This is a genomic window from Sedimentitalea arenosa (genome assembly GCF_016428585.1).
GTDB classification, from domain to species: domain Bacteria; phylum Pseudomonadota; class Alphaproteobacteria; order Rhodobacterales; family Rhodobacteraceae; genus Sedimentitalea; species Sedimentitalea arenosa.
Map to the genome: position 1 here is coordinate 1 of NZ_JAELVR010000002.1, position 25,873 is coordinate 25,873.

Consider the following 25,873-nt stretch of genomic DNA (forward strand, 5'->3'; position numbering starts at 1 on the left):
ACATGGACGGCAAGATCGAGATCGACCCGATGATCACCCACACCCTCACGCTGGACCAGATCAACCACGGCTTCGACCTCATGCACGAAGGAAAATCCATTCGTGCGGTCGTGGAGTATTGAGGGCTGGTCATGCAGTTGGTCTCCAGAAACAGATGCTTTGAAGGAGATCAGGCGGTTTACACCCACGGCTCCGATGTGTGCGGCGTGGATATGACCTTCGGCATCTACCTGCCGCCGCAGGCGCGCAACGGGTCCGTCCCGGTTTTGTGGTACCTTTCTGGACTGACCTGCACCCACGAGAACGCCATGACCAAGGGCGGCTTTCAGGAACACGCGGCAAAGCACGGCGTCGCGCTGGTCTTCCCCGATACCTCGCCACGCGGTGAAGCGGTCGCCGATGACGAGGCCTATGACCTGGGCGTCGGCGCGGGATTTTACCTCAACGCGACCCAGGATCCCTGGAAGCCGCATTTTCAGATGTATGATTACGTGGTGAACGAGCTCAGGGCTCTGATCCAGGGCGCCTTTCCGGTCACCGAGAACCACGGCATCACCGGCCATTCTATGGGCGGGCATGGCGCGTTGACCATCGCCCTGCGCAACCCGACCCTGTTCAAGTCGCTGTCCGCGTTTTCACCGATCGTGAACCCGTCGCAGTCGGATTGGGGCCGCAAACAGTTCAGTGCCTATCTTGGCGATGACGAGGCGACCTGGGCGCAGCACGACGCGTCGATCCTGCTGGGCGAACTCGGCTGGCATGGCGACATCCTGATCGACCAAGGGGCGGATGACCAGTTCATGGACCTGTTGCGCCCACAAGCCTTCGCCGAAGCGGCGACGCTGCGTCGGCAGTCGGCGGTGCTGCGGATGCAGGGGGGGTACGATCACAGCTATTTCTTCGTGTCCAGCTTCGCGGGAGACCACGTCAAATGGCACGCAGACCGTCTGAGGACGGGACTGCACTGATGTTCGGTCTTTCCCGGCAACAGGCGACACAAGATGCCCGGCTTCGCGATAGCGGGCTGTGGCTGACAGGGGAACAGCGAGGAGGACGACAGAGATCGAGATAGGCGCGAGCCAGCGACCGGCAAGTATCGTGCCACGCAATTTCGAGGAGGGCAGCCCGGCATCAAACGCCGGGGAGAGTTGTTTGAAACCGATTCCATGGGAGGAACACATGAAAAAATTACTGGCAGTAACGACCGGCCTTGCGCTCGGGTGGACGGGCATGGCGCTCGCCAACGACGACCTGGCCAAGTTGATCGAGGACCCGAACCAATGGGCCATCCAGACAGGCGACTACAAGAACCAGCGCTATTCCAAGCTCGACCAGATCACGGCGGACAATGTCGGCGATCTGCAGGTTGCCTGGACCTTCTCGACCGGCGTTCTGCGCGGGCATGAGGGCTCTCCGCTGGTGATCGGCGACATGATGTATGTTCACACGCCGTTCCCGAATATCGTCTACGCGCTCGATCTTGCGAATGACGGCAAGATCGTCTGGAAATACGAACCCAAGCAGGACCCGGACGTGATCCCGGTGATGTGCTGCGACACAGTGAATCGCGGCGTCGCCTATGCCGACGGCAAGATCTTCCTGCACCAGGCGGACACCACCGTCGTCGCGCTGAACGCCGAGACCGGCGCGGTCGAGTGGAGCGTCGTGAACGGCGATCCGTCGATCGGCGAAACCAACACCGCGACCGTTCTGCCCGTGAAGGACAAGGTCATCGTCGGGATCTCCGGCGGCGAATTCGGTGTCCGCGGACATGTGACCGCGTACAATATCGCCGATGGCAGCTTGGCCTGGCGCGCCTACTCGATGGGGCCGGACAGCGACATCCTCGTCGATCCGGAAAACACCACCCATCTCGGCAAGCCGGTCGGTGAAAACTCGGGTACGAACACCTGGGAAGGCGACCAGTGGAAGATCGGTGGGGGCACTACCTGGGGCTGGTACTCCTATGATCCCGAAGAGAATCTGATGTACTACGGCACCGGGAACCCCTCGACCTGGAACCCGGCGCAGCGGCCCGGCGACAACCGTTGGTCGATGACGATCATGGCGCGCGATATTGACACCGGCGTGGCCAAGTGGTTCTACCAGATGACCCCGCATGACGAGTGGGATTATGACGGCGTGAATGAAATGATCCTGACGGAACAGGAGATCGACGGCGAAACCCGCAAGCTTCTGACCCATTTCGATCGCAACGGCCTCGCCTACACGATGGACCGCGTGACGGGCGAATTGCTGGTGGCCGAGAAATTCGACCCCGTCGTCAACTGGACGACCGGCGTCGACATGGATCCCGACAGCGAGACCTATGGCCGTCCCGAAGTCGTGGCTCAGTACTCCACGGCACAGAACGGCGAGGACGTGAACACCACCGGCATCTGCCCGGCGGCGCTCGGCACCAAGGACCAGCAACCGGCAGCCTATTCGCCTGACACGCAGCTGTTCTATGTCCCGACCAACCACGTCTGCATGGACTATGAACCGTTCCGCGTGAGCTACACCGCCGGCCAGCCCTATGTCGGGGCGACCCTGGCGATGTATCCGGCAGCCGACAGCCATGGCGGCATGGGCAACTTCATCGCCTGGGACAACCTCGCGGGCGAGATCAAGTGGTCGATCCCCGAGCAGTTCTCGGTCTGGTCCGGCGCGCTGGCGACGGCCGGTGGCGTGGTCTTCTACGGCACGCTCGAAGGCTACCTGAAGGCGATCGACGCCGAAACGGGTGACGAACTCTATCGCTTCAAGACCCCGTCCGGTGTCATCGGCAACGTCATGACATATACCCATGGCGGCGATCAGTACATCGGTATCCTGTCGGGCATCGGCGGCTGGGCCGGGATCGGTCTGGCGGCTGGTCTGACCAACCCCAACGACGGTCTGGGTGCCGTGGGCGGTTATGCCGCGCTCAGCGATTACACCGCTCTGGGCGGCCAGCTGACCGTGTTCAAGCTGCCGGACTGATCCGACGATCAGACATCGGCGACGGTTGGCGCGGCCCCTGATCGGGCCGCGCCAATCACGAAAAACAGGGGAGTGATATGAAGACATTGACACGACTCATTGCAAGCGCCGCGCTGGCGGGCCTGCCGATGACCGTTCTGGCGGCCAACTGGTTCGACCAGCCCGTGGACCCGAATGCCGATCACCCGGATGTCCCGGTGGCTTATTCGGAGGGGGGGCGGTATTACACCGAAGACGACATCCCCACGTACAATGTCGGCGAGGATGGCACCGTAGATTGGCTGACTTTCTCGGGCTTTAGGCGCTATCATGCGGAATGCCATGTCTGTCACGGGCCGGATGGAGAAGGCTCGACCTATGCGCCGAAGCTGAAGAACTCGGCAGTGCACATGGGGTACTACGATTTCTACGACGTCGTGGTGAATGGTCGTCAGGTCGGCAACTCGGTGATGCCGCATTTCGGCGAGAACCCCAACGTCATGTGCTATCTCGACGACATCTATGTCTATCTCAAGGCGCGCGGCATGGAGGCGGTACCGCGGGGGCGTCCGGCCAAAAAGGAAGCCAAGACCGACAGCATTCGCGAGATCGAAGATGCCTGCATGGGCAGCTAGGTACGTCGTGGCCGCGCTGGCGGGTCTCGGCCTGCCTGCGACGGTGCTCGCCCAGACATCGGACCTGGTGTCCACGACCGCTTTTCGCGTCTGTGCGGACCCGGCCAACGATCCGATGTCGAACGACAAGGAAACCGGCTACGAAAACCGGATCGCCGAGTTGATGGCCAAAAAGCTGGAGCTTCCGGTCAGCTATACCTGGTATCCGATGGCCACGGGCTTCATCCGGAACACGCTCAGGGCGAACAAGTGCGACGTGGTGATCGGCTATGCACAGGGGCACGAACTGGTCCTGAACACGAACCACTATTTCACCTCGGCCTACACGCTGGTGACGCAGGAGGGCAGCACCATCGACGGCGTCGATACGTTGTCTGACAGCCGTCTCAAGGACAAGAGGCTGGGCGTCGTCGCGGGCTCGCCCCCGGCCTCGCACATGGCGCGCAACGGGTTGATCGCGGCAGCGCGCGCCTATGATCTGATGGTCGATCGCCGCTATGAATCGCCGATCATCGACATGCTGGATGACCTGAAGGCGGGCGAAATCGACGGCGCCCTGATATGGGGTCCGATCAGCGGACCGCTGGTCAAATCGGACTATCCCGGCATGACGGTGACGCCGCTGGTCAAGGAAACCCTGCCGCCGCGTCTGTTCTATCGCATCACGATGGGGGTGCGTCAGGGGGAACGGGTCTGGGCACGCAAGCTCAATTCGCTGATCCGCCGTAACCAGGACGAGATCAATGCAATCCTGATCGATGCGGGTGTGCCGCTTCTCAACGACATGGGGACGGGGCTTCTCGGAGAGGGCAATTGACTTGGCGGCTCTGCCTGCTGCTGATCACCTGTCTCCCCGGTCTCGTGCTTGCGCAGCCGGTGCCGGAACCTTCCGAGTACCGCTCCGACCACTATCGCGCCCCGGTGCCGGCCAGTCTTGCGGGTGGCACCGTGGTCGATACCCCGACCGCCCACGCGCTCTGGAGCGCGGGCGAGACCGCTTTCGTCGACGTCATGCCGCGCGCGCCCAAGCCCGATGGATTGCCCGAAGGCACCATATGGCGAGAGAAACCGCGTCATTCGATCCCCGGCGCCATCTGGTTGCCCAACGTGGGCTATGGCGGGCTGGCGCCTGTGACGGATGCCTATTTCCGCGGGGGACTGGCACGGATCACTGACGGCGATCCGAACGCGCCCTTGCTGTTCTTCTGTCTCGAGGATTGCTGGATGTCATGGAACGCGGCCAAGCGCGCCATCGAAGAGTACGGCTACAGCACCGTCTACTGGTATCCCGAAGGCACCGATGGCTGGAGCTTCGCCGATCTCCCGACCGAAGAGGTCACGCCCGAGCCGGGAGGCTGATTCCTAGAGACCCGCGACCGAGGCCTGGGCTGTGTTCACCGTTCCGTCCGTGTCGGTCAAAGTCACTGAAACGGTCTGAGCTGCGGCCGGAATCGAAATCGAGAGGTCGGGGTTCTCGCTCAACGATATGCTCCCAGTCACCGAAACGAAGGGCTCGGCGTCCAACTGCACGTCGAGCGTTTGAACATAACGCATCGGGATGAAAAGAAGAGAAATCTGGTCCATCTGCATGCCGGAATGGCTGGGATGCATCATCGACACGTTCAGCGTCCGTTGCTGCGCTTCGGTCGCGGTCAGGCGCGTCACGGGGTCCGCGTGCGTGATGTCGAGCCGCATCTGGCCCAACGTCGCCAAGGCTTCCTCCGGATCAGTGCCCGGCGGCGCTGCACAGGCGCCGCTGCCCGAGGTCTTGATGAAGGTCTCGCTGACAAGGTGACGCCCATCCGTCGTCGTCGCCACCACATGCACCGGAGTCGGCCCGTTGACCCGCATGGTCACATCAAAGGCAAAGGCGGGCAGGGGGCGGGCGAGATCAAACACGGCGGACACCGGCATCGGGTTCTGGTCCAGAATGACGGTGATCCGATCGATTTGCGTGCCATCCGGCGCGGCGACGGAGGCCTGGATCCGCGTTCGGGCGTCGTCCATCGTGCGATAGGGCGTATCGATCCGCACCGCGTCGCCTGCGGACAGAAGCGCAGTTTCGCCATAAAGTGCGCTACGCAAATCGGACCAGCTGGACTCCGCGAGCGTCGGTTGCACAAGCCCGCACATCAGCAGGGCCGTCGTGGCGATCAGTCTCTTCCTCATCCTGGCTTCCTTTCTGGCGGGACGTTCACGATGCGCCCGAATGCTGCGATGTCGTGTCTGCCCCTGTCGCCACCTCGTTGGCGGCATGGGGCACGCCGACCTTGTTGGAAAAATCGCTTGGCCAGTACACTAGCCCGCCCAAACGGGTCCGCGTCAATCTTTTCGCGGTTCTCGCTGCGTCGCCGCACCGGTTCTCGGAACCGAAAAAAGCCCCTGCCGCCGTTGAGGTGGCGACAAGGGCAGGGAGAACCGCAAGACATGTCGCTCTAGTTGCCTGCAAACCGGGCCGCGATCGCGTCGAGACCGGCCCGGTAGACGGCGCTGACCGCCGCTATGGCCGCCTCGTCGTTCAGGTCTTCGGGCGGGTCGTTGTTCGGATAGCCGCGATAGAAGGCGCCGCGCCATTCGACCTGGGCGCCGCCGCCTTCCAGCGGTTTGACTGTCAGGTGCGATGAGTAGTTGGTGACCGGCAGCACCTCGACCTTCACGTCGGTGATGCGGTAGGAATAGCTCATCTTCTCGGCGCTGTACCTGTAGAGCACTTCGGAGATGGTGGGCCCATCCTCCGCTCCCAGCGTCAGCACGCGCGTCGCGTCGATCTCGTTGCCGCCGTCGCCCTTGGTTCCGATGACGACCGGATGCCATGTCATGTCCTGGAAATCGCCGATCACGTCCCAGACCGCTTCGGGTGTGGCGGCGACATCGGTGGTAAGGGTGATTTTCTGCCGGGTCGGCCCATGCGCGGCAGCGGCTACAGGAACCGCCAGCCCGATCAGGATGGCGAGCGTTCCGAGTGGTTTCATGGTCTCCTCCCGATCGGCCGCGCAGCAGGTGTTCTTTGCGACCGACGTCAGAGTACCCACGAGCCGCGCCGTCGCAATGAGCCATAAGTATCGGTTTTTCTTCGCCTGGAAGTTGATGCACTATCCCCGGGAGGGAGGACAGGGATGATGCGAATTCGTGTGGGCCTGGCCGTCGTGCTGCTGTGTTTCTTGGGTCTTGGCGATGCGCGCGCGCTCGAGATCAGAACCGGCCTGTTGCGGGTCGATTATCCGTCGCTGCTTCCGATCTCACGCTTTGACGAACGCCCCGACGATCTCGGGTTGGCCGGCGCTGTTCTCGCCAACGAGGACAACCAGACCACTGGTGGTTTCCTCGGCATGGAGTTCAGCGTCGAGGAGGTCGTCACGACGCAAGAAGATGCCGCGGCAGCGCTCGATGGCCTGATTGCCAAAGGCATCGGCCTGGTCGTCGTGATGGCGAAGGCCGATGACCTCTTGTCGCTCGCCGACAGGGTGGGGGATGACGCCCTGCTTTTGAACGCGCTGGCGCGCGACACCGCGCTGCGCGACGATCAGTGCCGCTCCAACATCCTGCACGTCGCGCCGAGCCAGGCGATGATGGCCGACGCTGTCGCGCAGTTCGCGCTCTGGAAACAGTGGCGCCGATGGTTCCTGATCTCGGGGTCGAATCCCGAGGACCGTGCCCTGGGTGAGGTCTATCGCAGGTCCGCGACGAAGTTCGGCGCACGGATCGTCGAAGATCGCGAGTTCGAGGACACCGGCGGGTCGCGTCGCACCGATACGGGCCATGTCCTGGTGCAACGTCAGATTCCCACCTTCACGCAGGATGCCGCCGAACATGACGTCGTGATCGCGGCCGATGCCTCCGACGTGTTTGGCCTGTTCCTGCCGTTCCATACCTGGGAACCGCGCCCGGTGATGGGCTCGGGCGGCCTGCGCCCCGTGACGTTCCACGCCGCGCACGAAGCCTGGGGCGCGACGCAGTTCCAGCGCCGGTTCGAACGCCTGGCGACACGCTATGTGCGTGAAGAGGACTATCAGGCGTGGCTCGCGCTGCGGGTGATCGGCGAAGCCGTGATCCGCACCAACAGCAACGACCCGGCGGTCTTGCGTGACTACATGCTGAGCGAAGCCTTCGAACTCGCGGCCTTCAAGGGCCGGCCGGTCAATTTCCGCGACTGGAACGGACAGCTGCGTCAGCCGATCCTGTTGACGGACAGCAAGATCACCGTCAGCGTCTCTCCCCAGGAGGGATACCTGCACCAGCGCTCGACGCTGGATACGCTCGGGCTGGACCAGCCCGAATCCGCTTGCACGGCCTTCCAACAATGAGGTTCCCGATGAAAACGAACGGAGTCCTGACCGCTCTTGCCCTCGTGCTGCCGCTGGCGTCCCCGGCGCTGGCGAACAAGGTTTATGTCAGCAACGAAAAGGGCAATACGATCACGGTCCTGAACAGCGACACCTGGGAGGTCACGGCCGAGTTTCCCGCCGGCAACCGCCCGCGCGGAATCGGGATCAGCCCGGATGGCAAGCATCTCTATGTCTGCGCGTCGGATGACGATACGGTGCGTGTTTTCGATGCCGAAACCTACCAGGAACTCTGGACCTTGCCGTCGGGGCCCGATCCAGAACTGTTCGTGATGCACCCGTCGGGCGAATATCTTTACATCGCAAACGAGGATGACAACCTGGTGACCGTGGTCGATACGGCGAACCGTACTGTCGTGGCCGAAGTGCCAGTGGGCGTCGAACCGGAAGGCATGGCGATCAGCCCGGACACGCGGTTCGTCATCAACACGTCCGAAACCACCAACATGGCCCATTTCATCGACACGTCGGACTACAAGATCAAGCACAACGTGCTGGTCGATCAGCGTCCGCGCTACGCGGTCTACACGCGTGATGGCAGCCGTCTCTTCGTGAGTTCCGAGATCGGCGGCACCGTGAGTGTCATAGATCCGAACGCCGAGGGCGGTCCCGTGACGCTTCAGAAGATCGGGTTCGAGGTTCCGGGCGTGCAGCCGGAATGGCTGCAACCGGTGGGCATGAAGGTTACCTCGGACGGCAAGTGGTTGTTTGTCGCTCTTGGGCCCGCGAACCGGGTTGCGGTGATCGACGTGGCCTCGGGCGAGGTGGCGAAGTACATTCTGGTCGGGCAACGGGTCTGGCAGCTGGCCTTCACGCCGGACGAGAAGTACCTGATCACCACCAACGGCAACTCGAACGATGTGACGATCATCGATGTCGAAAAGCAGGAGGCGCTGAAGTCGGTGCAGGTGGGACAACAACCGTGGGGCGTGGTGGTCGCGCCCGACTGAGACGCAAGCAAGGGGTTGAGCCATGCCAGGATGGATTGCAAAGACTATCACCGCTGTCGCGGTCTGTATCGCCGCGTCCACGGCGCGGGCCGAAACCACGACCGTACGGGTGGCCGTGCTGCAGATCGGCACGGTCAACTGGGAACTGGACACGATCCAGCGCAACGGGTTCGACGCCGTGGAGGGCTTCAAGCTCGAGGTACTGCCCTTTGCCGACAACGGCACGACGCGGGTGGCTTTCGAAGGCGGTGAGGCGGACGCCGCCGTTGTCGACTGGATTTGGGTCGCACGCCAGCGCGCCGCTGGGAAGCCCTACGTGTTCATTCCTTATTCCAAGGCGGTTGGTGGCCTGGTCGTGCCGGCGGACAGCGATGCACAGACCCTTGCCGACATGGCAGGCCGCAGGATCGGCATCGCCGGCGGCCCGGTCGACAAGAGTTGGCTGATCCTGCAGGCCTATGCGCGGCAGGTCCATGACATGGACCTCGCGGATGCGACCGAGCAGGTCTATGGCGCGCCGCCGTTGATCTACAAGACTGCGCTGTCCGGTGATACCGACGGTGCGATCAACTTCTGGCATTTCCTCGCCAAGATGAAGGCGGAGGGCATGCGCGAACTGGTGTCGGTTTCCGACGCCTCGACAGCGCTGGGGCTTGATCCCGAGGTGCCCTTGCTGGGCTACGTGATGAAAGAGGAGTTCTTGGCCGAGAGCCCCGGTCTCGCAGCGTCTTTCTACCGGGCCTCGCGGGCCGCCAAGTCGTTGCTGGCCGAAGACGATGCGGCGTGGGAGCCGCTGAGAGATCGCATGAACGCCGATACGGAAGCGCAGTTCTTGGCGCTTCGCGACGATTTCCGCGCCGGAATTCCGGCCGATGCCGCGGTGGATGCCGACAGCGCGGACAGGCTGTTGCGGCTCATGGCGGACCTGGGTGGAGAGAAACTGGTCGGTGGGGCCACGGAACTGCCACCCGGCGTTTTTGCCGACCTGCAATGACGGAGGCGGCGCGCCGTTGATCGTTCGTCTCGCGTCCATCACCGGGCTGTTGATCTTGTGGATCCTGACCGCCTGGCTGGGCAACGATCCCGAAGTTCTGCCGATGCCCGGCGCCCTGATCACCCCGTTCCTCGCCGAGGTGATGTCGGGCGATCTGCCGTATCACCTTGCGATGACCCTGATCCGGGTACTCTGGGCCTTTGCTTTGGCGATGGCCGTCGGCTTGGCGTTGGGGCTCGTGATGGGCTTGTTTCCCAGGGTCGATGCCTGGCTCGATCCGTGGCTCGTGATATTTCTCAACTTGCCCGCTTTGGTGCTGATTGTGCTGTGCTATCTCTGGGTGGGTCTGAACGAGACCGCGCTGATCCTTGCGGTGACGCTGAACAAGATCCCCAACGTGACGACGATCGTGCGTGAAGGCGCGCGGGCGCTCGATCCCGATCTCAAGGCGATGGCCCAGGTTTACCGGATGCCGCGGGCGACATATCTGCGCCACGTGGTGATGCCGCAGCTTGCACCCTTCGTCGCGGCGGCGGCGCGATCGGGCGTGGCGGTGATCTGGAAGATCGTCCTCGTCGCCGAGTTTCTTGGCCGGTCCAGCGGCGTCGGGTTTCAGATCCACCTCTATTTCCAGCTCTTCGACGTGGTGCACGTGCTGATCTACTCGCTCTCCTTCATCGCGGTGATGCTGCTGGTGGAATGGACGTTACTTCAGCCCTGGGAGCGTCGTGTGCGACGCTGGAGGGCGGCGTGATACGGGTCAACATCATCCGCAAGGCGTTTGACGCGACCGAGGTGTTGCGCGATGTGTTCTTTTCGGTGGACAAGGGCGAAACCGTCGCAATCCGCGGGCCATCCGGGGTCGGCAAGACAACGTTGTTGCGCCTCGTCGCGGGGATCGACACCGATTTCGACGGCCGTATCGAGCGGCCCGAGGCGCTGGCCATCGTGTTTCAGGAGCCAACGCTCCTGCCATGGCGCTCGGTCCTGCAGAATATCAGTCTGGTGCACCCGGCGCTTGGCGATACTGCCGTGCTGGCGGCGCTTGCGAAGGTCGGCCTTGATGACAAGGCTGACCTGTTTCCCGGGCAGTTGTCGCTGGGCCAGCAGCGCCGGCTGTCGCTTGCACGGGCATTCGCGGCGCGACCTGATCTGTTGATCTTGGATGAACCTTTCGTGTCGCTCGATGCCAAGCTCGCCGACGAGATGCTGGGCTTGACCGAGTCGCTGATCGCCGAGTTTCGCCCGGCCACGATCTTCGTCACCCATGCCGAGGCGGAAGCCCGGCGCCTGGCCGACCGGGTGTTGACCCTCGGCGGCGCGCCCGCGACCCTGATCTAGGGCCGGCTGCCGGAAAAGCGGCTTTCCCAGTCCTCGCGCTGCTCATCGGTGATCTTGGCGAACAGCACCTCGGGCACGGAAAACGCGTGCCCGCCGGGCAGGGCCGCGAGGGCTGCCGCGACATCCTCGGGCCAGGCGCTGTCTTCGGTTTGCATCGCTTCCAGCATCGAGGCGCTGGCGGCGGGAATGAACGGCGCGCTCAGCACCGCGTAGAGCCGGATCAGGTTCAAGCCCAGCCGCACCTGCATCGCAGCGCGCTCGGGGTCTTCCTTGAAGGTTGCCCAGGGCGCCGCGGTCTGCAGGTACTCGTTGCCCGCGACCCAGATCGCGCGCAGTTCCTGTGCCGACTTGCGCACTTCCATCGTGTCCATATGCGCCTCGTAGGCGCGGATGCGGCGGGTGAGTTCCGCGATCAACGTCTCTTCCTGCGCGCCGTAGCTGCCACCGTCGGGCACGGTCTCGCCGAACTTGGAGCGGCAGAACTTGGTGATCCGGCTGACGAAATTGCCCAGCACGTCGGCGAGATCCTTGTTCACCGATTGCTGGAAGTTTTCCCAGGTGAACTCGCTGTCACTGCTTTCGGGCGCATGGCTCAGAAGCCACCAGCGCCAGTAGTCGGCGGGCAGGATGTCGAGCGCCTGATCCATGAAGACGCCACGGCCCTGGCTGGTGGAGAACTGGCCGCCATCGTAGTTCAGGTAGTTGAACGACTTGAGGTGGTCGACCATCTTCCACGGTTCGCCCGACCCCAGCAGGGTGGCGGGGAAGCTGAGCGTGTGGAACGGCACGTTGTCCTTGCCCATGAACTGCACATAGCGCACGTCGCCCGCGCCCTTGTCGGTGCGCCACCAACGCTCCCAGTCGTTGCCCGTCGCCTCGGCCCATTCGGCGGCGCAGGCGATGTATTCGATGGGCGCGTCGAACCAGACGTAGAACACTTTGCCTTCCATTCCGGGCCAGTCGGCGTCGCCCCGCTTGACCGGGATGCCCCAGTCGAGATCGCGGGTGATGCCGCGGTCCTGCAGCCCGTCGCCATCATGCAGCCATTTCTTGGCGATCGAGGTCGTCAGGATCGGCCAGTCGGTCTTGCTGTCGATCCATTTGTCCAGATCGTCCTTGAGGGCGGACTGGCGCAGGTAGAGATGCTTTGTCTCGCGCACCTCGAGGTCGGTGCTGCCCGAGACCGCGCTGCGGGGCTCGATCAGGTCGGTCGGGTCGAGCTGCTTGGTGCAGTTCTCGCACTGGTCGCCGCGCGCCCTGTCGTAGCCGCAGTTGGGGCAGGTTCCTTCGATGTAGCGATCCGGCAGGAAGCGACCGTCAGCCTTGGAATAGACCTGCTTCTCGCTTACTTCCCGGATCAGGCCGTTGTCGGCAAGGACCCCGGCGAGGTGCTGTGTCAGCTTGTGGTTCTGCGGGCTGGAGGAACGGCCGAAGTGGTCGAAGCTCAGCCCGAAGCGGCGGGCGATATCGGCCTGTACCTCGTGCAGTTCGGCACAGTATTCCGCCACCGGCTTGCCGGCCTTGGCGGCCGCCAGCTCGGCCGGCGTGCCGTGCTCATCGGTGGCGCAGAGAAACAGCACCTCGTTGCCTCGCCCGCGCATGTAGCGGGCGAAGAGGTCGGCCGGCAGCTGGCTGCCGACCAGGTTTCCCAGGTGCTTGATCCCGTTGATATAGGGCAGGGCCGAGGTGATGAGAATGCGTGCCATGTGTCCGTCCGCGTGCTGGTCCGGCGCTGTGTAGCGCAGGGCGTGCGGGCCGTCACCCCGTCTTTTGGCGCGAGCGGTCGGGCGTCACTCTCCGTTGCCGTCGCGCTGCCGGCGGAACAGGCGACCGACGGTGAAGGTGGTGCGCGGCGAATAGATGTAGGGCGTCCGGTCCTTGCTCGTCGGGCGCGCCCGCATCCGCGTCAGGCCGAACACCACCAGCAGCAGGTGGCCGACGGCGATCATGGTGAACATCGCATGTGGCCCGTAGCGATCGATCAGCAGCGAGGCGACTTGCGGCGCGGCGATGGCGCCGAGGGCGAAGAAGAACATCAGCGCCGCGGACAGCTCGACCCGTTGTGAACTGTCGGCGAAGTCATGGGCATGGGCGGCGGCCACCGAATAGATCGGGAACGTGGTCGCGCCGAACACGAAGACGCTGAGCAGAACGCCCGTGGTGCCGAGCGCGGAGGCGCCGACCGTGAGCATGGAGCTTGCGATCGCCGCGACGGACAGCCAGATCAGCACCCAGCGTCGATCATATCGGTCCGCCAGCCAGCCGACCGGGTATTGCGCAAGCGCCCCGCCCAGAACGAAGGTCGCGAGGAACCAGCCGATCTGCGCCGCGGTCAGACCGACTTCCTGCCCATAGACCGGCCCGATCATCCGGAACGAGGCCGAGGACAGGGCCGCCACGACGACGCCGGCCGCCGCCAGCGGCGACATCTGCACCGCGAGCATCGGGCGCAGGCGCGGCGCGTCGGGGGTTTCGGGTTGCTGAACGGTGGTCAGCGTCAGCGGCAGAAGGGCCGCGCAGCACAGGATGGCGAGGATGTTGTAGGAAACATAGCTGGCCGGATCGAGTATCCCGATCAGCAGTTGCGCGACCAGCGATCCGGTCATGTCGACCACGCGATAGGCGCCCATCGTGCGGCCGCGGCTCTCGTTCGTGACCTTGGATTGCAGCCAGGCCTCGATGACCGTGTAGCATCCGGCGACGCAGAGCCCCGTCATGACCCGCATCAGCGCCCAGGCATACGGGTCCACGACCAGCATATGCGCGAGCAGCCCGATGGCCCCGGTCGCGGTGAAGGCGGCGAAGGCGCGGGAATGGCCCACGCTGCCCATCAGGCGCGGGGCCCACCAGCAGCCGATGAAGAAACCGAGGAAATGGGCCGATCCGAGCATCCCGATCTCGGCGGTCGAAAAGCCCAGTGTCAGCCCCGACAGGGCATCCAGCGGGCCGACGCCGCCGGAGGACAGTTGCAGGAGGGCCACGGAAAGAAACAGCGCGGCAAAGGAAATCAGCAGTCGCATCGTCGCCCACAATGCGGCAGCCAAGCGAGCAGGCTTGAGGTTTTTCGACAGCCTTGTGTCGTTTTTGGCCGCGCTCAGGTCGCGCTGCGGATCACGGCTGTGATGTCGAGTTCTACCGCGTCGCCAACGAAGCCGGGAAATCCCGAGGCGCCGAAGGCCGCCCGGCTGATCGCCCCGTCGAGGCGCACGGTCAGGGTGCTCAGGTCATTCGGGCCGCTGCCGCGCGCGCGAAAGACATTGGCATTCAGCGTGATCGGAAGGGTCAAGCCGCGCAGGGTCAGCGCGCCGGTGACGGTCGCACCGCCGGACAGGCGCCCCTCGGCGGACAATCGGATCGAGGTGGAGGAGAAGCGGATCACCGGGAAGCGGGCCGCGTGCAGTACGTCCGGCCCGATCATTGCTTGCGTCGCGAGGGGTAGCGCGGTGCGCGCGCCGGTCACGTCCAGGGTGACATCGACGCGGGATGCGGCCGGCCGGTCGGGGTCGATCAGGATGTCCGCCGCGCTCACCGGCATGGTGCCGGCCTGTGCGATCCCGTTGACGAAGAAGCGGAAGCCGACGCTGGAGGCGGCCTTGTCGAGCACGTAGCGCCGCTCCGTCGCCGCGGCCGCAAGGGGGCAGAGCGCGGCGGCGCCAAGGGTGGCAAGGGCCGTCCGACGTGTCATGGGTCTCATCCGCGGCTCTCCGGTAACCTGGTCGCGCGACTGGTTCATACCGTCAATCTATCGCGCGCGCCGCTACGGGCAATGTCAGTCGGTGGTGGGTGTCACCGACCATCCGGGGTGGTCGTCCGCGTCGGTGGCGCAGGGCCGGGTCACGATCCAGTCCTGCGGCGGCTGGCTGCGGGCGCGGCGGCGCGCCAGCCGCCAGCGCGGGACGCTGCCGGTATGGGCCGGGGCCATGTGCCAGCGGGTTTCGATGCCCTGCGCGCCGCCGTCACCGGGCGTCAGCAGCAGGCCGAGCGGGGTGCGGGCGCCTTCCGCCGCCCCGGTTTCGGCCGCGAGATGCATGCGCCGAACGGCCGTCAGCCCCGGTGCCCCGGGCAGATCGGCAACGACCAGGGCCACGGCCCCGGCGCGCAGGGATTCCTCGGCGGCCCACAGCAGGTCCTCGGCGCGGGTGGGCGACACGAAGAGCAGCCGCGCGGGGTCGATGAAGGCGAACACGCCGTCCGGGTTCAGCATGTCGGCCTGCCAGGCAGGGGCAATCCACAGAACGGGCCCTTGCGTTCGGCTGGCCAGCCAGAGCGCGAAGCTGCGCCGCGCGGCCCCGCAGGCCTCGTGCACCCGCGCCAGCGCCAGGGTGAGGCCCGAATGCAGCTGGAGTTCGGGGCGGGCCGGGGCCGAACGGCGGGAGAGCAGATGAGTCGTCATGGGCGAAAGAGTAGATCGTTCGCTGTTTGTTCGCAATATTGCAGGCCGGATTTTCCAATTGCCCCCACCGGGACAGGCGCTAGGGTCTGCGCCACGCAGAACAGGGACAAGACAGATGCAGATGAATCCGCTGGGCCGCACCGGCCTGACCGTTTCGGAATTGTGCCTCGGCACCATGACTTTCGGCACCCAGACCTCCGAGGCCGAGGGCCATGCGCAGATCGACCGGGCCCTGGCGGCCGGGATCAACCTGGTCGATACGGCGGAGATGTACCCGGTCAACCCGGTCAGCAAGGAGACCATAGGGCGCACCGAGGAGATCATCGGCACCTGGAACGCGGCCAACCCCGCGCGGCGCGGCGACTACCTCCTGGCGACCAAGCACTCGGGCGAGGGGCTGGCGGCGGTGCGCGACGGCGCGCCGATCACGGCCGAGACCATTCCGGGCACGGTCGAGGGCTCGCTGCGGCGGTTGCAGACCGACTACATCGATCTCTACCAGTTTCACTGGCCCAACCGGGGCAGCTACATGTTCCGCAAGAATTGGACCTTTGACCCCACGGGGCAGGACCGCGCGGCGACGCTGGCCAACATGGAGGAGTGCCTGGAGGCGTTGCAGGCGCAGGTGGACAAGGGCAACATCCGCCATTTCGGCCTGAGCAACGAAAGCGCCTGGGGCACCGCGCAATGGCTGCGGCTGGCCGAGGACCGGGGCTGGCCCCGCGTGGTGTCGATCCAGAACGAGTATTCGCTGCTGTGCCGGCTCTACGACACGGACCTCGCCGAGTTGAGCGTCAACGAGGAGGTCGGCCTGCTGGCCTTCTCGCCGCTGGGAACCGGTTTGCTGAGCGGCAAGTACCAGAACGGGGCGGTGCCGGACGGATCGCGCAAGTCGCTGAACCCCGGGCTTGGCGGACGTGAAACCGACAGGGTCCACGCCGCGGTCGATGCCTATCTCGACATCGCGGCGCGGCATGGGATCGATCCGGTTCACATGGCGCTGGCCTGGTGCCGGACCCGGCCCTTCATGGCCTCGGCAATTTTCGGAGCGACGCATATGGACCAGTTGGAGCATGCGTTGGCCTCGGTCGATGTGGTGCTGGGCGAAGAGGTCCTGGCGGAGATCGACAAGGCGCATCGCGCGCATCCGATGCCGTACTGACGCTGTCCTGATCGCGGACGCGGGGATGCGATCCGGAGATTTGTCGCCCCGACTCTCTGCAGCGCGCTCAGACGGGCCTCGTCCTTGCCTTGCGCAGGGTGCGGGCGGACTGGCCGAAGGCGGCACGGAAGGCGCGCGAAAAGCTGGCGTCCGAGGAAAACCCCGTCGCGAGGGCGATATCGAGCACCGGCTGGTCGGTGTCGGTCACGCGCCGATGCGCTTCGGCAAGGCGCAGGGCGAGGTAATGAGCCTGGGGCGTTGTGGAGAGCCGTGCGCGGAACTGCGCTTGCAGCGCGCGCGGGCTGCTGCCGGCCCGGCGCGCCAGTTCGGGCAGCGGGAGCGGTTCGTCCAGCGTCTGTTCCATCAGCGCATGGGCGCGGGCGGTCAGCGGGGAGTGTGCCGGCGAGCCGCCGCTGCGCAGTTGCGCGCGATCGGACCCTGAAATCGTATCGAGGATGAAGGCGCCGGCCACGCGTGCTGCGAGGGCCGCACCGCACCGCCGGGCGATCAGCTGCATCATCATGTCGATCGCCGGCGCCGCGCCGCCGCAGGTCATCCGGCCCCGGTCGATGTGGAAGCGGTCGCGCAGCGGGGTGACGGCCGGAAAGCGGGAGGCGAAGCTCTCGAGATCCTCCCAGTGGGTGGTCGCACGATAGCCGTCCAGCACGCCGGCCTCGGCCAGCAGCCAGGGGCCGCCGTCGATCCCGGCCAGCGTGGCCCCTGTGGCGGCGATCCGGCGCAGGCTGGCGCGCAGCGCGGGGGTGGCGTGATCGGCGAGCCGGAACCCCGCGATCACGATCAGCAGGTCGCAACGGTCGAGCCGGCGAAGCGCGGTGCCCGGCACGTCGATGCCGCTGGTCAGACGCGCCGGAGTCCCGCCCGCGGTGACGAACTGCCAGACGAACAGCTTGCGCCCCGCCATCCGGTTTGCCGCGCGCAACGGGTCAACCGCCGCGGCGAAGCTGAGCGTGTTGCTGTCGTCCAGCACCAGCACGGCGACGTGGAGCGGCCGGGTCGACGGCTGCAGAATGTTTTTTTCGGATTCCATCAAGTGAAAAGCATAGAAAGCAAAGTAAACCCTGCCAAGCCGCGCCATGCTCCGCCGGCCAGACAGAAGGAGCGGACGATGCCATTGGACATGAACAAAGAGGTCTTCATCACCTGCGCCGTGACCGGATCGGGCAGCACGCAGGACCGCAGCCCGCATGTGCCGCGCAGCCCGGCGCAGATCGCCGAGAGCGCCATCGCCGCCGCCAAGGCCGGCGCGGCCGTGGTGCATTGCCACGTGCGCGATCCGGAGAGCGGTGCGCCCTCGCGCGATCCGAAGCTGTATCGCGAGGTCACCGAGCGCATCCGCGACTCCGAGACCGACGTGGTGCTGAACCTGACCGCCGGGATGGGCGGGGACATGGTGTTCGGCTCGACCGACAGCCCGCTGCCGCTGATCGAGGGCACCGACATGATCGGCGCGGCCGAGCGGGTCGCGCATGTCGCCGAATGCCGCCCGGAGATCTGCACGCTGGATTGCGGCACGATGAACTTCGCCGAAGCGGATTACGTCATGACCAACACGCCGGGGATGCTGGTGGCGATGGGACGGATGATGACCGAACTGGGCGTGAAGCCCGAGATCGAGGCCTTTGACACGGGCCATTTGTGGTATGCGAAACAACTGGTTGCGGATGGCGTTCTGGAGGCGCCGGCGCTGGTGCAGCTGTGCATGGGGGTGCCCTGGGGGGCGCCGGACGATCTGAACACCTTCATGGCGATGGTCAACAACGTGCCCTCCGACTGGACCTTTTCGGCCTTTTCGCTGGGGCGCAACCAGATGGCCTATGTGGCGGCCTCGGTCCTGGCGGGTGGCCATGTGCGCGTGGGGCTGGAGGACAACCTGTGGCTCGACAAGGGGGTGCTGGCCGAGAACTGGCAGCTGGTCGAACGCGCCGGCACGATCATCGAGAACATGGGTGCGCGGGTCATCGGACCGGCCGAGGTGCGTGACCGGCTGGGCCTGACGAAGCGGGCGCCCAAGGCGCTCTGAGCCGGAAGCGGAACGCAACGGGGCGCATGGGCGTTGGCGTCAGTCACGTATTCCCAACGAAAGGACCCTCTCCCATGAAACCTGCACTTCTGACCGCCGCTGCCGCTGTGGCGCTGGGCCTGACGGGCCCGGCTCTGGCCGAAAGCTATCGCGACACCTCGGTCGCGATGACGGTGGACAACGGGCTCGACCTGGATGCCTATCTGGGCAAGTGGTACGAGATCGCCCGCTTCCCTGTCTCGTTCGAAGAGGGATGCGTCGGCGTCACCGCGGAATACGCGCTGCGCGACGATGGCAAGATCCGGGTGCTGAACACCTGCCGGGAGGAGACGCTCGACGGGCCGGTCAAGACGGCGGAGGGCGTGGCGGAGGTGGTCGCGCCGAGCAGGCTGGAAGTGTCCTTCGTGCCGGCGCTATCGTTCCTGCCTTTCCTGAACGGCGATTACTGGGTGCTCGAGGTGAACGACGCGCACACGATCTCGGTGGTGGGTAACCCGGGGGGAACCAGCGGATGGATCCTGGCGCGCAGCCCGCAGATATCGCAGGACGACCTTGACGCGGCGGTGCGCGTGCTGGCCGACAACGGCTATGACACCAGCCGGCTGATCAAGGTGCAGCAACCGGGAGACTAGGGCATGTGCAATCCCGAGGCCGCGATCATCGGTGGGTCGGCCGGTCTGCGTGACTGGCCGGACCTGGCGAAACGGCCGCCGGCATGAGCGCCGGGCGGGCTCAATTCGGGTCGCCGGACGGGGTGTGCCAGGCGTACAGACCGCGTGCATACCGCGTGCATACGCGGCGTGCAGCCTCCTGGGTCGGACGGATGGTGCTGCTGGCGGTTCTGGCGGGATGCGGTGCCGCCGGCAGTTACCGCGACCCCGCTGCGCCGATGGGCGCGACGACCCGGTTCGAGGCCGTCCGCTTCGCCGGCGACTGGCAGGTGGTGGCGCGGTTCGGCGACCGCCCCGTCGGGCCGATGCGGTTTGATGCGGCGCGGGGAGAGCTGGTCGACCTGGCCACCGGCGCGCGGATGCCGGTCAACGTGCGGGACGGCGCGCAGGTCATGTGGGTGGACACCGGCTTTCGCACCGCCGCACTCGGCGCGCGGGACGGGCGCGTGGGCTTCATCCTCGACCGGAGCGCCGGGAGCGCGCCCGACCGCTTGCAGGCGGCGCGCGAGATCATGGAATTCTACGGCTGGGATACCGCCCGGCTGAGCGCGCCGGACTGACCGTTGCGCACCAACATCATCACAGGACAGGATCAGACCACATGACAGGCAGTGCAGCGATCATCGGCGGGGGCGTCATCGGCGGCGGGTGGGCGGCCCGGTTCCTGCTGAACGGGTGGGACGTGCGGGTGTTCGACCCGGACCCCGAAGCCGAACGCAAGATCGGCGAGGTGCTGGACAACGCCCGCCGCGCGTTGCCCGGTCTGAGCGATGCGCCGCTGCCCGGGGAGGGCCGGCTGAGCTTTCACGACGACGTGGCCGATGCGGTCGCGGGGGCGGACTGGATCCAGGAGAGCGTGCCCGAGCGGCTGGAAGTGAAACACGCCACCTTCGCCGCGATCCAGGCCGCCTGCGGGGAGGCGGCGATCATCGGCTCCTCGACCTCGGGCTTCAAGCCCAGCGACCTGCAGCAGGGGGCGGCGCGTCCGGGGCAGATCGTGGTGACGCATCCGTTCAACCCGGTCTATCTGCTGCCGCTGATCGAGCTGGTGACGACCGATGCCAATCGGCCCGAGATGATCGAGACCGCCCGCACGACGCTGAAGGCACTGGGGCTGTTCCCGCTGCATGTGCGCAAGGAGATCGACGCCCATATCGCCGACCGTTTCCTCGAGGCGGTCTGGCGCGAGGCGCTGTGGCTGGTGCGGGACGGCATCGCCACCACCGAGGAGATCGACGAGGCGATCCGCATGGGATTCGGCCTGCGATGGGCGCAGATGGGGCTGTTCGAGACCTATCGCGTCGCCGGGGGCGAGGCGGGGATGCGCCATTTCATGGCCCAGTTCGGCCCCTGCCTGTCCTCGCCCTGGACGCGGCTGATGGACGTGCCCGAATTCACCGACGAGTTGGTCGACCTGATCACCGAGCAGTCGGATGCCCAGTCGGGCGCCCATTCGATCCGGGACCTGGAACGGATCCGCGACACCAATCTCGTCGGCATGATGCGGGCGCTCAAGCAGCAGGACTGGGGCGCGGGCGCGGTGCTGAATGCCCATGACGCGACTCTGAGGACGGGCGGCGCGCTGGCGGCGCGGATCGACGACCTGGAGCGGATCGACCGCCCGATCCCGACGCTTGCGCGCGCGGTGCCGCTGGACTGGACCGACTATAACGGCCACATGACCGAAAGCCGCTATCTCGAGGCCTTCGCCTGCGCGACGGACCGGTTCATGGAGCTGATCGGCTGCGACAGCGCCTATATCTCGGACCCGGAGGGCGGCAGCTATTTCACCGCGGAAACCCATATCCGCCACCTGTCGGAGGTGCATGCCGGGACGCGCATCCGCATCGAGACCCAGCTGCTGCTGGGACAGGGACGCAAGCTGCACCTGTTCCACCGGATGTCCGCCGGGGACACGCTGCTGGCCACGGGCGAGCATTTCCTGCTGCATGTGAGCCTGGCGACGCGCCGCCCTGCGCCGCCCTCTGCCGCGATTGCGGCGGCGCTGGCGCGACTGACGGAGGCGCAGGCCGATCTGCCCTGGCCCGAAGGGGCGGGCGCCGCGATCCGCCGGCCGGCGTGATCTTGCGGGCGCGCGTGGCGTTGGGGCATGTCGCGCGCCGCACCGCTGGCGGCGTCGCTCAGGCCGGCGTCGCCTTCTGTCGCAAGGTCTCGATCATCCGCGCGTTGTCCAGCGCGATGACGCTTTGATCGGCAAAGGTCTGCGCCAGCGTGGTGGCCTGTGTGCCGAAGGGCCGGACATTCTGCCGGTAGATCGTGAAGGCGCCGACCAGCGTGTCGCCCGACATCATCGGAATGGCGACGAAGGAACGTGCGCCGCCGAAGATGGCCGTGGCGTGGCGCAACGGGTCGTCGGTGTGAAACAGATCCTCGGCCCGGACATCGTAGATGTTCACGACGTCATGGCCCGCCACCAGCCGTCCCAGACCGGTTTGCGGGCTGGCCGTGAAGACCCCGTTGGTCTGCAGCCAGTCGCGGAACGCCGGCGGGATGCCCCGCAGATGGCTGGCGGAGAAGCGGCGGTCGCCGTGATGATCGAAGAGGATGCCGAACTCTGCCTCGCAGAGTTCGAGGGCAAAGCCGAGGATCGCCGACATCACCGCATCGATATCGCCGCGCGACCGGCTGATGATGCGCAGCACCTCGACCAGCGCCTGTTCGCGGCGCAGCGAGTCCTCGAGGCTGAGCGCCAGTTCCGAGATCACGGCGGCGTGGTCTGTCAGCATGTCCGTGCCGGGCTGGGCGCCGCCGAGCCGGGCGTGCAGGTCCAGCTTGGAGGAGACCTCGAGCTTGCGGTAGATCGTGGCGAGATGCGAGCGCACGGTGGACGGCGCGATGCCCAGCCGGGCCGCGATCGCCTGGTAGGTGTCGCCCTGCGCATAGGCGGTGGCGATCTCGATTTCGCGCGGACTGAGAAGTTGATCGGGTGACATGGGCCTGGCACGTCCTGCGGTCGGGGGTGTTTCCATCCTGTTGCACCGGGCGCGATCAGGCAATCCCGCAGATGCAGTAGACGAATACTGCAGGGGCGCGGCGCAATTTACTGCAAGTGCGGGATATGCCGGGCGGGGCGCGCCGGGCAGACTGTTCGTATCTGAAACGGAGGACGGACAGATGGACATGGAACAGACCGCACGGGCGTTTTTCGAGGCCTGCGAGACCGGGGGCGGCTGGGACGCCTGCAAGCCCTATTGCCATGACACGGCGAGCTTTGCCTGCCAGGCGGATGCCCTGGCCGAGACGGTGACGCTGGAGGGCTACGCCGACTGGATGAAGGGGCTGCTGGGTCCGATCCCGGACGGGCGGTACGAGTTGCGGGCCTTCGCGGTGGATCCCGCGCGGAGCACGGTGGTTGCGGCGGCGGTGTTCCACGGCACCCACACCGGCGCCGGGGGGCCGGGCGCTCCGACCGGCCGGTCGGTGCAAACCGACTATGCCTATGTGATGCGGTTCGACGGCGACCGCATCGCCCACATGACCAAGATCTGGAACGACGCGCAGGCGCTGCGCCAGCTGGGCTGGGCGTGATGCGCTGGCGCATCCTGGCGCTGCTGTTCGCCGCCCGCGTCGGTCTGGGCTTTCAGTTCCAGACCATGGGCGCAGTCGGCGGCGCGCTGTCGGATGCGTTCGGTCTGGACAACGCGCGGATCGGTTGGATGATCGGTCTGTTCATGGCGCCGGGCCTGCTGCTTGCGCTGCCGGCCGGGTTTGCCGGCCGCTACGCCTCGGACCGGGTGCTGGCCGGGCTGGGCCTCGCGGCGCTGGCGCTGGGCGGCGCGGTGTCGGCGTTGGCGGCCGATCCCGCCGGTATCGGGATCGGCCGGGGCGTGTCGGGCGCCGGGTTCCTGTTCGCCTCGCTCTATTTCACGAAGATGGTCGCGGACTGGTTCGAGGGCCGTGAGATCGCCACCGCGATGAGCATCCTGGTGATGAGCTGGCCCTTCGGCATCGCCATGGGGCAGGTCGGGCACACCTGGCTGGCCGAGGCGCATGGCTGGCGTGGTCCCTTCGCGGTCGCTTCGGTCTGGTGTGCGGTGGCGTCGCTTGCGGTCTTCACCTTCTATCGCGCGCCGCACGACCTTCCCTCGGTCGCCGCGGGCCGCGTCGGGAGCCTCTTGCCGCGGGAATGGGGCTTGATCGTCCTTGCCGGGATCGCCTGGGGCGCGTTCAACGCGGGCTACGTGGTCTATCTGAGTTTCGGCCCGAGCATGCTGGAGGCGCAGGGAATGGGCCTTCTGGCCGCCGCCTCGGTGATCAGTGTCGGCAGTTGGCTGATGATCCTGTCGGGCGCCGCCTGCGGGCAGATCGTCGATCGTTTCGGACGAAGGGAGACCGTTCTGGCTGTCTGCATGGCGGGGGCGATCCTGGCGCTGATGCTGCTGGGCCGCCCGGGTGCGGGGCTGGCGGCGAGCCTGCTGTTCGGCCTGGTCGGCATGGCGCCCGCGGGCGTGATCATGGCGCTGGCGGGCCAGGCCGTGGCGCCCGAACGGCGGGCTTTCGGCATGGGGGTCTTCTTCACCGTCTATTTCATCGTCATGACGGCGAGCCCGCCGGTGGCCGGCTGGATATTTGACAGGACCGGTGCGCCGGACGGCGCCATCCTGTTCGGTGCGGCGCTGTTCGCGCTGGTTCTTCCGTTAGCGGCGATGTTCCGGGTGCTCAAGGCCAGACAGACCGTCGCGCTGGCCTAGGACGGGCGGACGGCGCGCCCGTGCCCGGGGCGGCGATGGGTCGACGGGCGGACTCGGCGTGCTAGCTGTAGGGGCCAGAAAGAGAGGTGCAGCTGACATGACCGAGACTTCCGCCCCCATCATCGCCGCCAAGAGCCCGACCACCGTCGACCTGGAGGAGGGCAAGGACTATTTCTGGTGCCGGTGCGGTCGCTCGCAGAACCAGCCCTTCTGTGACGGCAGCCACGAAGGCACGGGGTTGACCCCGCTCAAGTTCACCGCCGAGAAATCCGGCTCGGCCACCCTGTGCCGGTGCAAGGGCACCGACGATGCGCCCTTCTGTGACGGCACCCATGCCGGGTTGGGCGATTGCGAGGTCGGCGACCCGGTGCCCGAGAGCGATGGGGAGGCGCCCAAGGCCAGCGCGACCCCCGAAGAGCCGACGGTCGCGCGCATCCATGCGCTTGCGCGGGACGGGCTGTCCAAGCTGGGTCACCACGGGGAAATCGCCGCGATGGGCGTGCCGCGCAAGGATCTGCCGCATTGGGACGACATCCAGATCCTGGCGGCGCAGATGGCGCGCAAGCCCTTGCTGGACGAGGTCGAGGTGCAGACCGCCACGACCATCGGGCCGCGCGCGGAAAAGCCGCTGCGGCTCGACATTCCGCTGTTCGTGTCCGACATGAGCCTCGGCGCGCTGTCGGAGGAGGCGAAGATCTCGCTCGCGCGCGGCGCCGAACTGGCCGGGACCGGGATCTGTTCGGGCGAAGGCGGGATGCTGCCCGAGGAGCAGGCCGAGAACAGCCGGTATTTCTATGAACTCGCCTCGGCCCGGTTCGGCTGGGACCTCGACCTTGTCGCCAAGGTGCAGGCGTTCCATTTCAAGGGCGGCCAGGGGGCCAAGACGGGGACCGGCGGGCATCTGCCGGGCGACAAGGTGCAGGGCAGGATCGCCGAGGTGCGCGGACTGGAGCCGGGCGAGGCGGCGATCTCGCCGGCGACCTTCCCCGATCTGGACGGTCCGGAGGACTTCAAGATCCTGGCGGAGGCGGTGCGGGAGCGGTCCGGTGGCATTCCGATCGGGTTCAAGCTGTCGGCGAACCATATCGAGGACGACATCGATTTCGCGCTGGCGGCGAGTGCCGACTACATCATCCTCGACGGGCGTGGCGGGGGCACCGGGGCGGCGCCGCTGATCTTCCGCGATCATATCTCGGTCCCGACGATCCCGGCGCTGGCCCGCGCCCGGCGGCATCTGGACAAGCGCGCGGGGCGCGAAGTGACGCTGGTCGTGACCGGCGGGCTGCGGGTGGCCGAGGATTTCGCCAAGGCAATGGCGCTGGGGGCCGACGCGATCGCGGTCAGCAATTCCGCGATCCAGGCGGTGGGCTGCGTGGCCGCGCGCATGTGCCATACCAACAACTGCCCCGCCGGCATCGCCACGCAGAAGCCCGAGCTGCGCAAGCGGCTGGACGTGCAGGCCGGGGCGGAGCGCCTGGCGCGGTATTTCGGGGCCAGCGTGGAGCTGATGCAGGTTCTGGCGCGCGCCTGCGGGCATGCCAGCCTGTCGGAGTTCCGCCAGTCCGACATCACCACCTGGAAGCGCGACATCGCCGATCTGAGCGGGATCCGCTATGCCGGGGTCTCGGGCTGACGGCCGGGATCGGGTCGGGCCGGTGACTCGCGGTCGC

At 66.2% G+C, this 25,873-nt stretch carries 26 protein-coding genes and 1 pseudogene; 19 read left to right on the forward strand and 8 right to left on the reverse strand.

What is annotated here, in order from left to right; all coding sequences use genetic code 11:
- The 6 genes and pseudogenes from JF290_RS02815 to JF290_RS02840 all read left to right on the forward strand — a co-directional run.
- A pseudogene (locus JF290_RS02815) lies at nucleotides 1-122 on the forward strand (S-(hydroxymethyl)glutathione dehydrogenase); the annotation flags it as partial.
- A 9-nt stretch (nucleotides 123-131) separates the two neighbouring features.
- The gene (fghA, locus tag JF290_RS02820; protein ID WP_199023238.1) at nucleotides 132-968 is read left to right on the forward strand and encodes an S-formylglutathione hydrolase; all 837 of its coding nucleotides are present in this window, start codon (nucleotides 132-134) and stop codon (nucleotides 966-968) included.
- Between the two features lie 211 nt (nucleotides 969-1,179).
- Nucleotides 1,180-2,982, forward strand: a complete 1,803-nt coding sequence (xoxF5, locus tag JF290_RS02825) for a lanthanide-dependent methanol dehydrogenase XoxF5 (protein WP_199023239.1) — start codon at nucleotides 1,180-1,182, stop codon at nucleotides 2,980-2,982.
- A 77-nt stretch (nucleotides 2,983-3,059) separates the two neighbouring features.
- A complete protein-coding gene (locus JF290_RS02830) occupies nucleotides 3,060-3,596 on the forward strand; it encodes a c-type cytochrome, methanol metabolism-related (RefSeq protein WP_199023240.1) in 537 nt (178 codons plus the stop codon).
- Nucleotides 3,577-4,413 carry a substrate-binding domain-containing protein gene (locus JF290_RS02835; protein ID WP_199023241.1) on the forward strand — a complete coding sequence of 279 codons (837 nt, stop codon included), beginning with the start codon at nucleotides 3,577-3,579 and terminating at the stop codon, nucleotides 4,411-4,413. Before JF290_RS02830 ends, JF290_RS02835 begins: the two co-directional genes overlap by 20 nt.
- Nucleotides 4,410-4,955, forward strand: a complete 546-nt coding sequence (locus JF290_RS02840; RefSeq protein ID WP_233155115.1) for a PQQ-dependent catabolism-associated CXXCW motif protein — start codon at nucleotides 4,410-4,412, stop codon at nucleotides 4,953-4,955. The genes JF290_RS02835 and JF290_RS02840 overlap by 4 nt, the downstream gene beginning before the upstream one ends.
- A 3-nt stretch (nucleotides 4,956-4,958) precedes the next feature.
- Here JF290_RS02840 and JF290_RS02845 read toward each other — a convergent pair whose 3' ends face one another.
- Together JF290_RS02845 and JF290_RS02850 are read right to left on the reverse strand one after the other, a co-directional pair.
- Entirely contained in the window at nucleotides 4,959-5,765 is an 807-nt protein-coding gene (locus tag JF290_RS02845; protein WP_199023242.1) for a quinoprotein dehydrogenase-associated SoxYZ-like carrier, read from the reverse strand.
- A gap of 266 nt (nucleotides 5,766-6,031) precedes the next feature.
- Nucleotides 6,032-6,568 carry an SRPBCC family protein gene (locus JF290_RS02850; protein ID WP_199023243.1) on the reverse strand — a complete coding sequence of 179 codons (537 nt, stop codon included), beginning with the start codon at nucleotides 6,566-6,568 and terminating at the stop codon, nucleotides 6,032-6,034.
- Between the two features lie 144 nt (nucleotides 6,569-6,712).
- On the opposite strand from JF290_RS02850, the gene JF290_RS02855 reads away from it, so the two are divergent.
- The 5 genes from JF290_RS02855 to JF290_RS02875 are packed head-to-tail and all read left to right on the forward strand — an operon-like array spanning nucleotide 6,713 to nucleotide 11,224.
- Entirely contained in the window at nucleotides 6,713-7,900 is a 1,188-nt protein-coding gene (locus tag JF290_RS02855) for an ABC transporter substrate-binding protein (RefSeq protein ID WP_199023244.1), read from the forward strand.
- Between the two features lie 8 nt (nucleotides 7,901-7,908).
- Nucleotides 7,909-8,889: a YVTN family beta-propeller repeat protein gene (locus JF290_RS02860; protein WP_199023245.1), complete on the forward strand. Its 981-nt coding sequence runs from the start codon at nucleotides 7,909-7,911 to the stop codon at nucleotides 8,887-8,889.
- A gap of 22 nt (nucleotides 8,890-8,911) precedes the next feature.
- Nucleotides 8,912-9,883, forward strand: coding sequence for an ABC transporter substrate-binding protein (locus tag JF290_RS02865; protein WP_199023246.1), 972 nt, complete (start codon nucleotides 8,912-8,914; stop codon nucleotides 9,881-9,883).
- A gap of 16 nt (nucleotides 9,884-9,899) precedes the next feature.
- On the forward strand, nucleotides 9,900-10,637 hold the full coding sequence (locus JF290_RS02870) for an ABC transporter permease (protein ID WP_227362927.1): 738 nt from the start codon (nucleotides 9,900-9,902) through the stop codon (nucleotides 10,635-10,637).
- Nucleotides 10,634-11,224, forward strand: coding sequence for an ABC transporter ATP-binding protein (locus JF290_RS02875; RefSeq protein WP_227362928.1), 591 nt, complete (start codon nucleotides 10,634-10,636; stop codon nucleotides 11,222-11,224). The genes JF290_RS02870 and JF290_RS02875 overlap by 4 nt, the downstream gene beginning before the upstream one ends.
- Here JF290_RS02875 and metG read toward each other — a convergent pair.
- The 4 genes from metG to JF290_RS02895 all read right to left on the reverse strand — a co-directional run bounded on the left by metG (nucleotide 11,221) and on the right by JF290_RS02895 (nucleotide 15,617).
- Nucleotides 11,221-12,930, reverse strand: coding sequence for a methionine--tRNA ligase (gene metG / locus JF290_RS02880; protein WP_199023249.1), 1,710 nt, complete (start codon nucleotides 12,928-12,930; stop codon nucleotides 11,221-11,223). The genes JF290_RS02875 and metG overlap by 4 nt on opposite strands.
- An 84-nt stretch (nucleotides 12,931-13,014) precedes the next feature.
- Nucleotides 13,015-14,244: an MFS transporter gene (locus JF290_RS02885; RefSeq protein WP_199023250.1), complete on the reverse strand. Its 1,230-nt coding sequence runs from the start codon at nucleotides 14,242-14,244 to the stop codon at nucleotides 13,015-13,017.
- 74 nt (nucleotides 14,245-14,318) lie between these two features.
- Entirely contained in the window at nucleotides 14,319-14,909 is a 591-nt protein-coding gene (locus tag JF290_RS02890) for a YceI family protein (protein ID WP_233155116.1), read from the reverse strand.
- A gap of 84 nt (nucleotides 14,910-14,993) precedes the next feature.
- Entirely contained in the window at nucleotides 14,994-15,617 is a 624-nt protein-coding gene (locus JF290_RS02895; RefSeq protein WP_199023252.1) for an ImuA family protein, read from the reverse strand.
- A 115-nt stretch (nucleotides 15,618-15,732) separates the two neighbouring features.
- Between JF290_RS02895 and JF290_RS02900 the strand changes: the two genes are divergently transcribed.
- Nucleotides 15,733-16,779, forward strand: a complete 1,047-nt coding sequence (locus tag JF290_RS02900; protein ID WP_199023253.1) for an aldo/keto reductase — start codon at nucleotides 15,733-15,735, stop codon at nucleotides 16,777-16,779.
- A gap of 67 nt (nucleotides 16,780-16,846) precedes the next feature.
- Here JF290_RS02900 and JF290_RS02905 read toward each other — a convergent pair whose 3' ends face one another.
- On the reverse strand, nucleotides 16,847-17,827 hold the full coding sequence (locus JF290_RS02905; RefSeq protein WP_199023254.1) for a GlxA family transcriptional regulator: 981 nt from the start codon (nucleotides 17,825-17,827) through the stop codon (nucleotides 16,847-16,849).
- Between the two features lie 78 nt (nucleotides 17,828-17,905).
- Between JF290_RS02905 and bcoG the strand changes: the two genes are divergently transcribed.
- The 4 genes from bcoG (at nucleotide 17,906) to JF290_RS02925 (ending at nucleotide 21,574) form a co-directional block, all read left to right on the forward strand.
- Nucleotides 17,906-18,820, forward strand: a complete 915-nt coding sequence (bcoG, locus tag JF290_RS02910) for a 3-dehydrocarnitine:acetyl-CoA trimethylamine transferase BcoG (protein ID WP_199023255.1) — start codon at nucleotides 17,906-17,908, stop codon at nucleotides 18,818-18,820.
- A 74-nt stretch (nucleotides 18,821-18,894) separates the two neighbouring features.
- Complete coding sequence (locus tag JF290_RS02915) at nucleotides 18,895-19,452, forward strand: lipocalin family protein (protein WP_199023256.1); 558 nt, start codon at nucleotides 18,895-18,897, stop codon at nucleotides 19,450-19,452.
- Nucleotides 19,453-19,607: 155 nt separating this feature from the next.
- A complete protein-coding gene (locus JF290_RS02920; protein WP_199023257.1) occupies nucleotides 19,608-20,051 on the forward strand; it encodes a lipocalin/fatty-acid binding family protein in 444 nt (147 codons plus the stop codon).
- Between the two features lie 41 nt (nucleotides 20,052-20,092).
- Nucleotides 20,093-21,574 (forward strand): carnitine 3-dehydrogenase, encoded by a 1,482-nt coding sequence (locus JF290_RS02925; RefSeq protein WP_199023258.1) that lies wholly within the window; start codon nucleotides 20,093-20,095, stop codon nucleotides 21,572-21,574.
- Nucleotides 21,575-21,632: 58 nt separating this feature from the next.
- Here the strand turns inward: JF290_RS02925 and JF290_RS02930 are convergent, their stop codons facing one another.
- The gene (locus JF290_RS02930; protein WP_199023259.1) at nucleotides 21,633-22,445 is read right to left on the reverse strand and encodes a LuxR C-terminal-related transcriptional regulator; all 813 of its coding nucleotides are present in this window, start codon (nucleotides 22,443-22,445) and stop codon (nucleotides 21,633-21,635) included.
- A 187-nt stretch (nucleotides 22,446-22,632) separates the two neighbouring features.
- On the opposite strand from JF290_RS02930, the gene JF290_RS02935 reads away from it, so the two are divergent.
- The 3 genes from JF290_RS02935 (at nucleotide 22,633) to JF290_RS02945 (ending at nucleotide 25,836) form a co-directional block, all read left to right on the forward strand.
- Nucleotides 22,633-23,040 carry an ester cyclase gene (locus JF290_RS02935; protein WP_425503909.1) on the forward strand — a complete coding sequence of 136 codons (408 nt, stop codon included), beginning with the start codon at nucleotides 22,633-22,635 and terminating at the stop codon, nucleotides 23,038-23,040.
- Nucleotides 23,040-24,203 (forward strand): MFS transporter, encoded by a 1,164-nt coding sequence (locus JF290_RS02940; RefSeq protein ID WP_199023261.1) that lies wholly within the window; start codon nucleotides 23,040-23,042, stop codon nucleotides 24,201-24,203. Before JF290_RS02935 ends, JF290_RS02940 begins: the two co-directional genes overlap by 1 nt.
- Before the next feature lie 97 nt (nucleotides 24,204-24,300).
- Nucleotides 24,301-25,836: a glutamate synthase-related protein gene (locus JF290_RS02945; RefSeq protein WP_199023262.1), complete on the forward strand. Its 1,536-nt coding sequence runs from the start codon at nucleotides 24,301-24,303 to the stop codon at nucleotides 25,834-25,836.
- Nucleotides 25,837-25,873 lie beyond the last annotated feature (37 nt).

Coding starts and splice junctions, on each gene's coding strand:
- fghA (WP_199023238.1), top strand. CDS start 132: ATGCAGTTGGTCTCCAGAAACAGATGCTTTGAAGGAGATCAGGCGGTT.
- JF290_RS02855 (WP_199023244.1), top strand. CDS start 6,713: ATGATGCGAATTCGTGTGGGCCTGGCCGTCGTGCTGCTGTGTTTCTTG.
- JF290_RS02940 (WP_199023261.1), top strand. CDS start 23,040: ATGCGCTGGCGCATCCTGGCGCTGCTGTTCGCCGCCCGCGTCGGTCTG.
- JF290_RS02835 (WP_199023241.1), top strand. CDS start 3,577: ATGCCTGCATGGGCAGCTAGGTACGTCGTGGCCGCGCTGGCGGGTCTC.
- JF290_RS02915 (WP_199023256.1), top strand. CDS start 18,895: ATGAAACCTGCACTTCTGACCGCCGCTGCCGCTGTGGCGCTGGGCCTG.
- bcoG (WP_199023255.1), top strand. CDS start 17,906: ATGCCATTGGACATGAACAAAGAGGTCTTCATCACCTGCGCCGTGACC.
- JF290_RS02865 (WP_199023246.1), top strand. CDS start 8,912: ATGCCAGGATGGATTGCAAAGACTATCACCGCTGTCGCGGTCTGTATC.
- JF290_RS02890 (WP_233155116.1), bottom strand. CDS start 14,909: ATGACACGTCGGACGGCCCTTGCCACCCTTGGCGCCGCCGCGCTCTGC.
- JF290_RS02945 (WP_199023262.1), top strand. CDS start 24,301: ATGACCGAGACTTCCGCCCCCATCATCGCCGCCAAGAGCCCGACCACC.
- JF290_RS02925 (WP_199023258.1), top strand. CDS start 20,093: ATGACAGGCAGTGCAGCGATCATCGGCGGGGGCGTCATCGGCGGCGGG.
- JF290_RS02885 (WP_199023250.1), bottom strand. CDS start 14,244: ATGCGACTGCTGATTTCCTTTGCCGCGCTGTTTCTTTCCGTGGCCCTC.
- JF290_RS02900 (WP_199023253.1), top strand. CDS start 15,733: ATGCAGATGAATCCGCTGGGCCGCACCGGCCTGACCGTTTCGGAATTG.
- JF290_RS02860 (WP_199023245.1), top strand. CDS start 7,909: ATGAAAACGAACGGAGTCCTGACCGCTCTTGCCCTCGTGCTGCCGCTG.
- JF290_RS02845 (WP_199023242.1), bottom strand. CDS start 5,765: ATGAGGAAGAGACTGATCGCCACGACGGCCCTGCTGATGTGCGGGCTT.
- JF290_RS02935 (WP_425503909.1), top strand. CDS start 22,633: ATGGAACAGACCGCACGGGCGTTTTTCGAGGCCTGCGAGACCGGGGGC.
- JF290_RS02930 (WP_199023259.1), bottom strand. CDS start 22,445: ATGTCACCCGATCAACTTCTCAGTCCGCGCGAAATCGAGATCGCCACC.
- JF290_RS02895 (WP_199023252.1), bottom strand. CDS start 15,617: ATGACGACTCATCTGCTCTCCCGCCGTTCGGCCCCGGCCCGCCCCGAA.
- xoxF5 (WP_199023239.1), top strand. CDS start 1,180: ATGAAAAAATTACTGGCAGTAACGACCGGCCTTGCGCTCGGGTGGACG.
- JF290_RS02850 (WP_199023243.1), bottom strand. CDS start 6,568: ATGAAACCACTCGGAACGCTCGCCATCCTGATCGGGCTGGCGGTTCCT.
- JF290_RS02830 (WP_199023240.1), top strand. CDS start 3,060: ATGAAGACATTGACACGACTCATTGCAAGCGCCGCGCTGGCGGGCCTG.
- metG (WP_199023249.1), bottom strand. CDS start 12,930: ATGGCACGCATTCTCATCACCTCGGCCCTGCCCTATATCAACGGGATC.
- JF290_RS02905 (WP_199023254.1), bottom strand. CDS start 17,827: ATGGAATCCGAAAAAAACATTCTGCAGCCGTCGACCCGGCCGCTCCAC.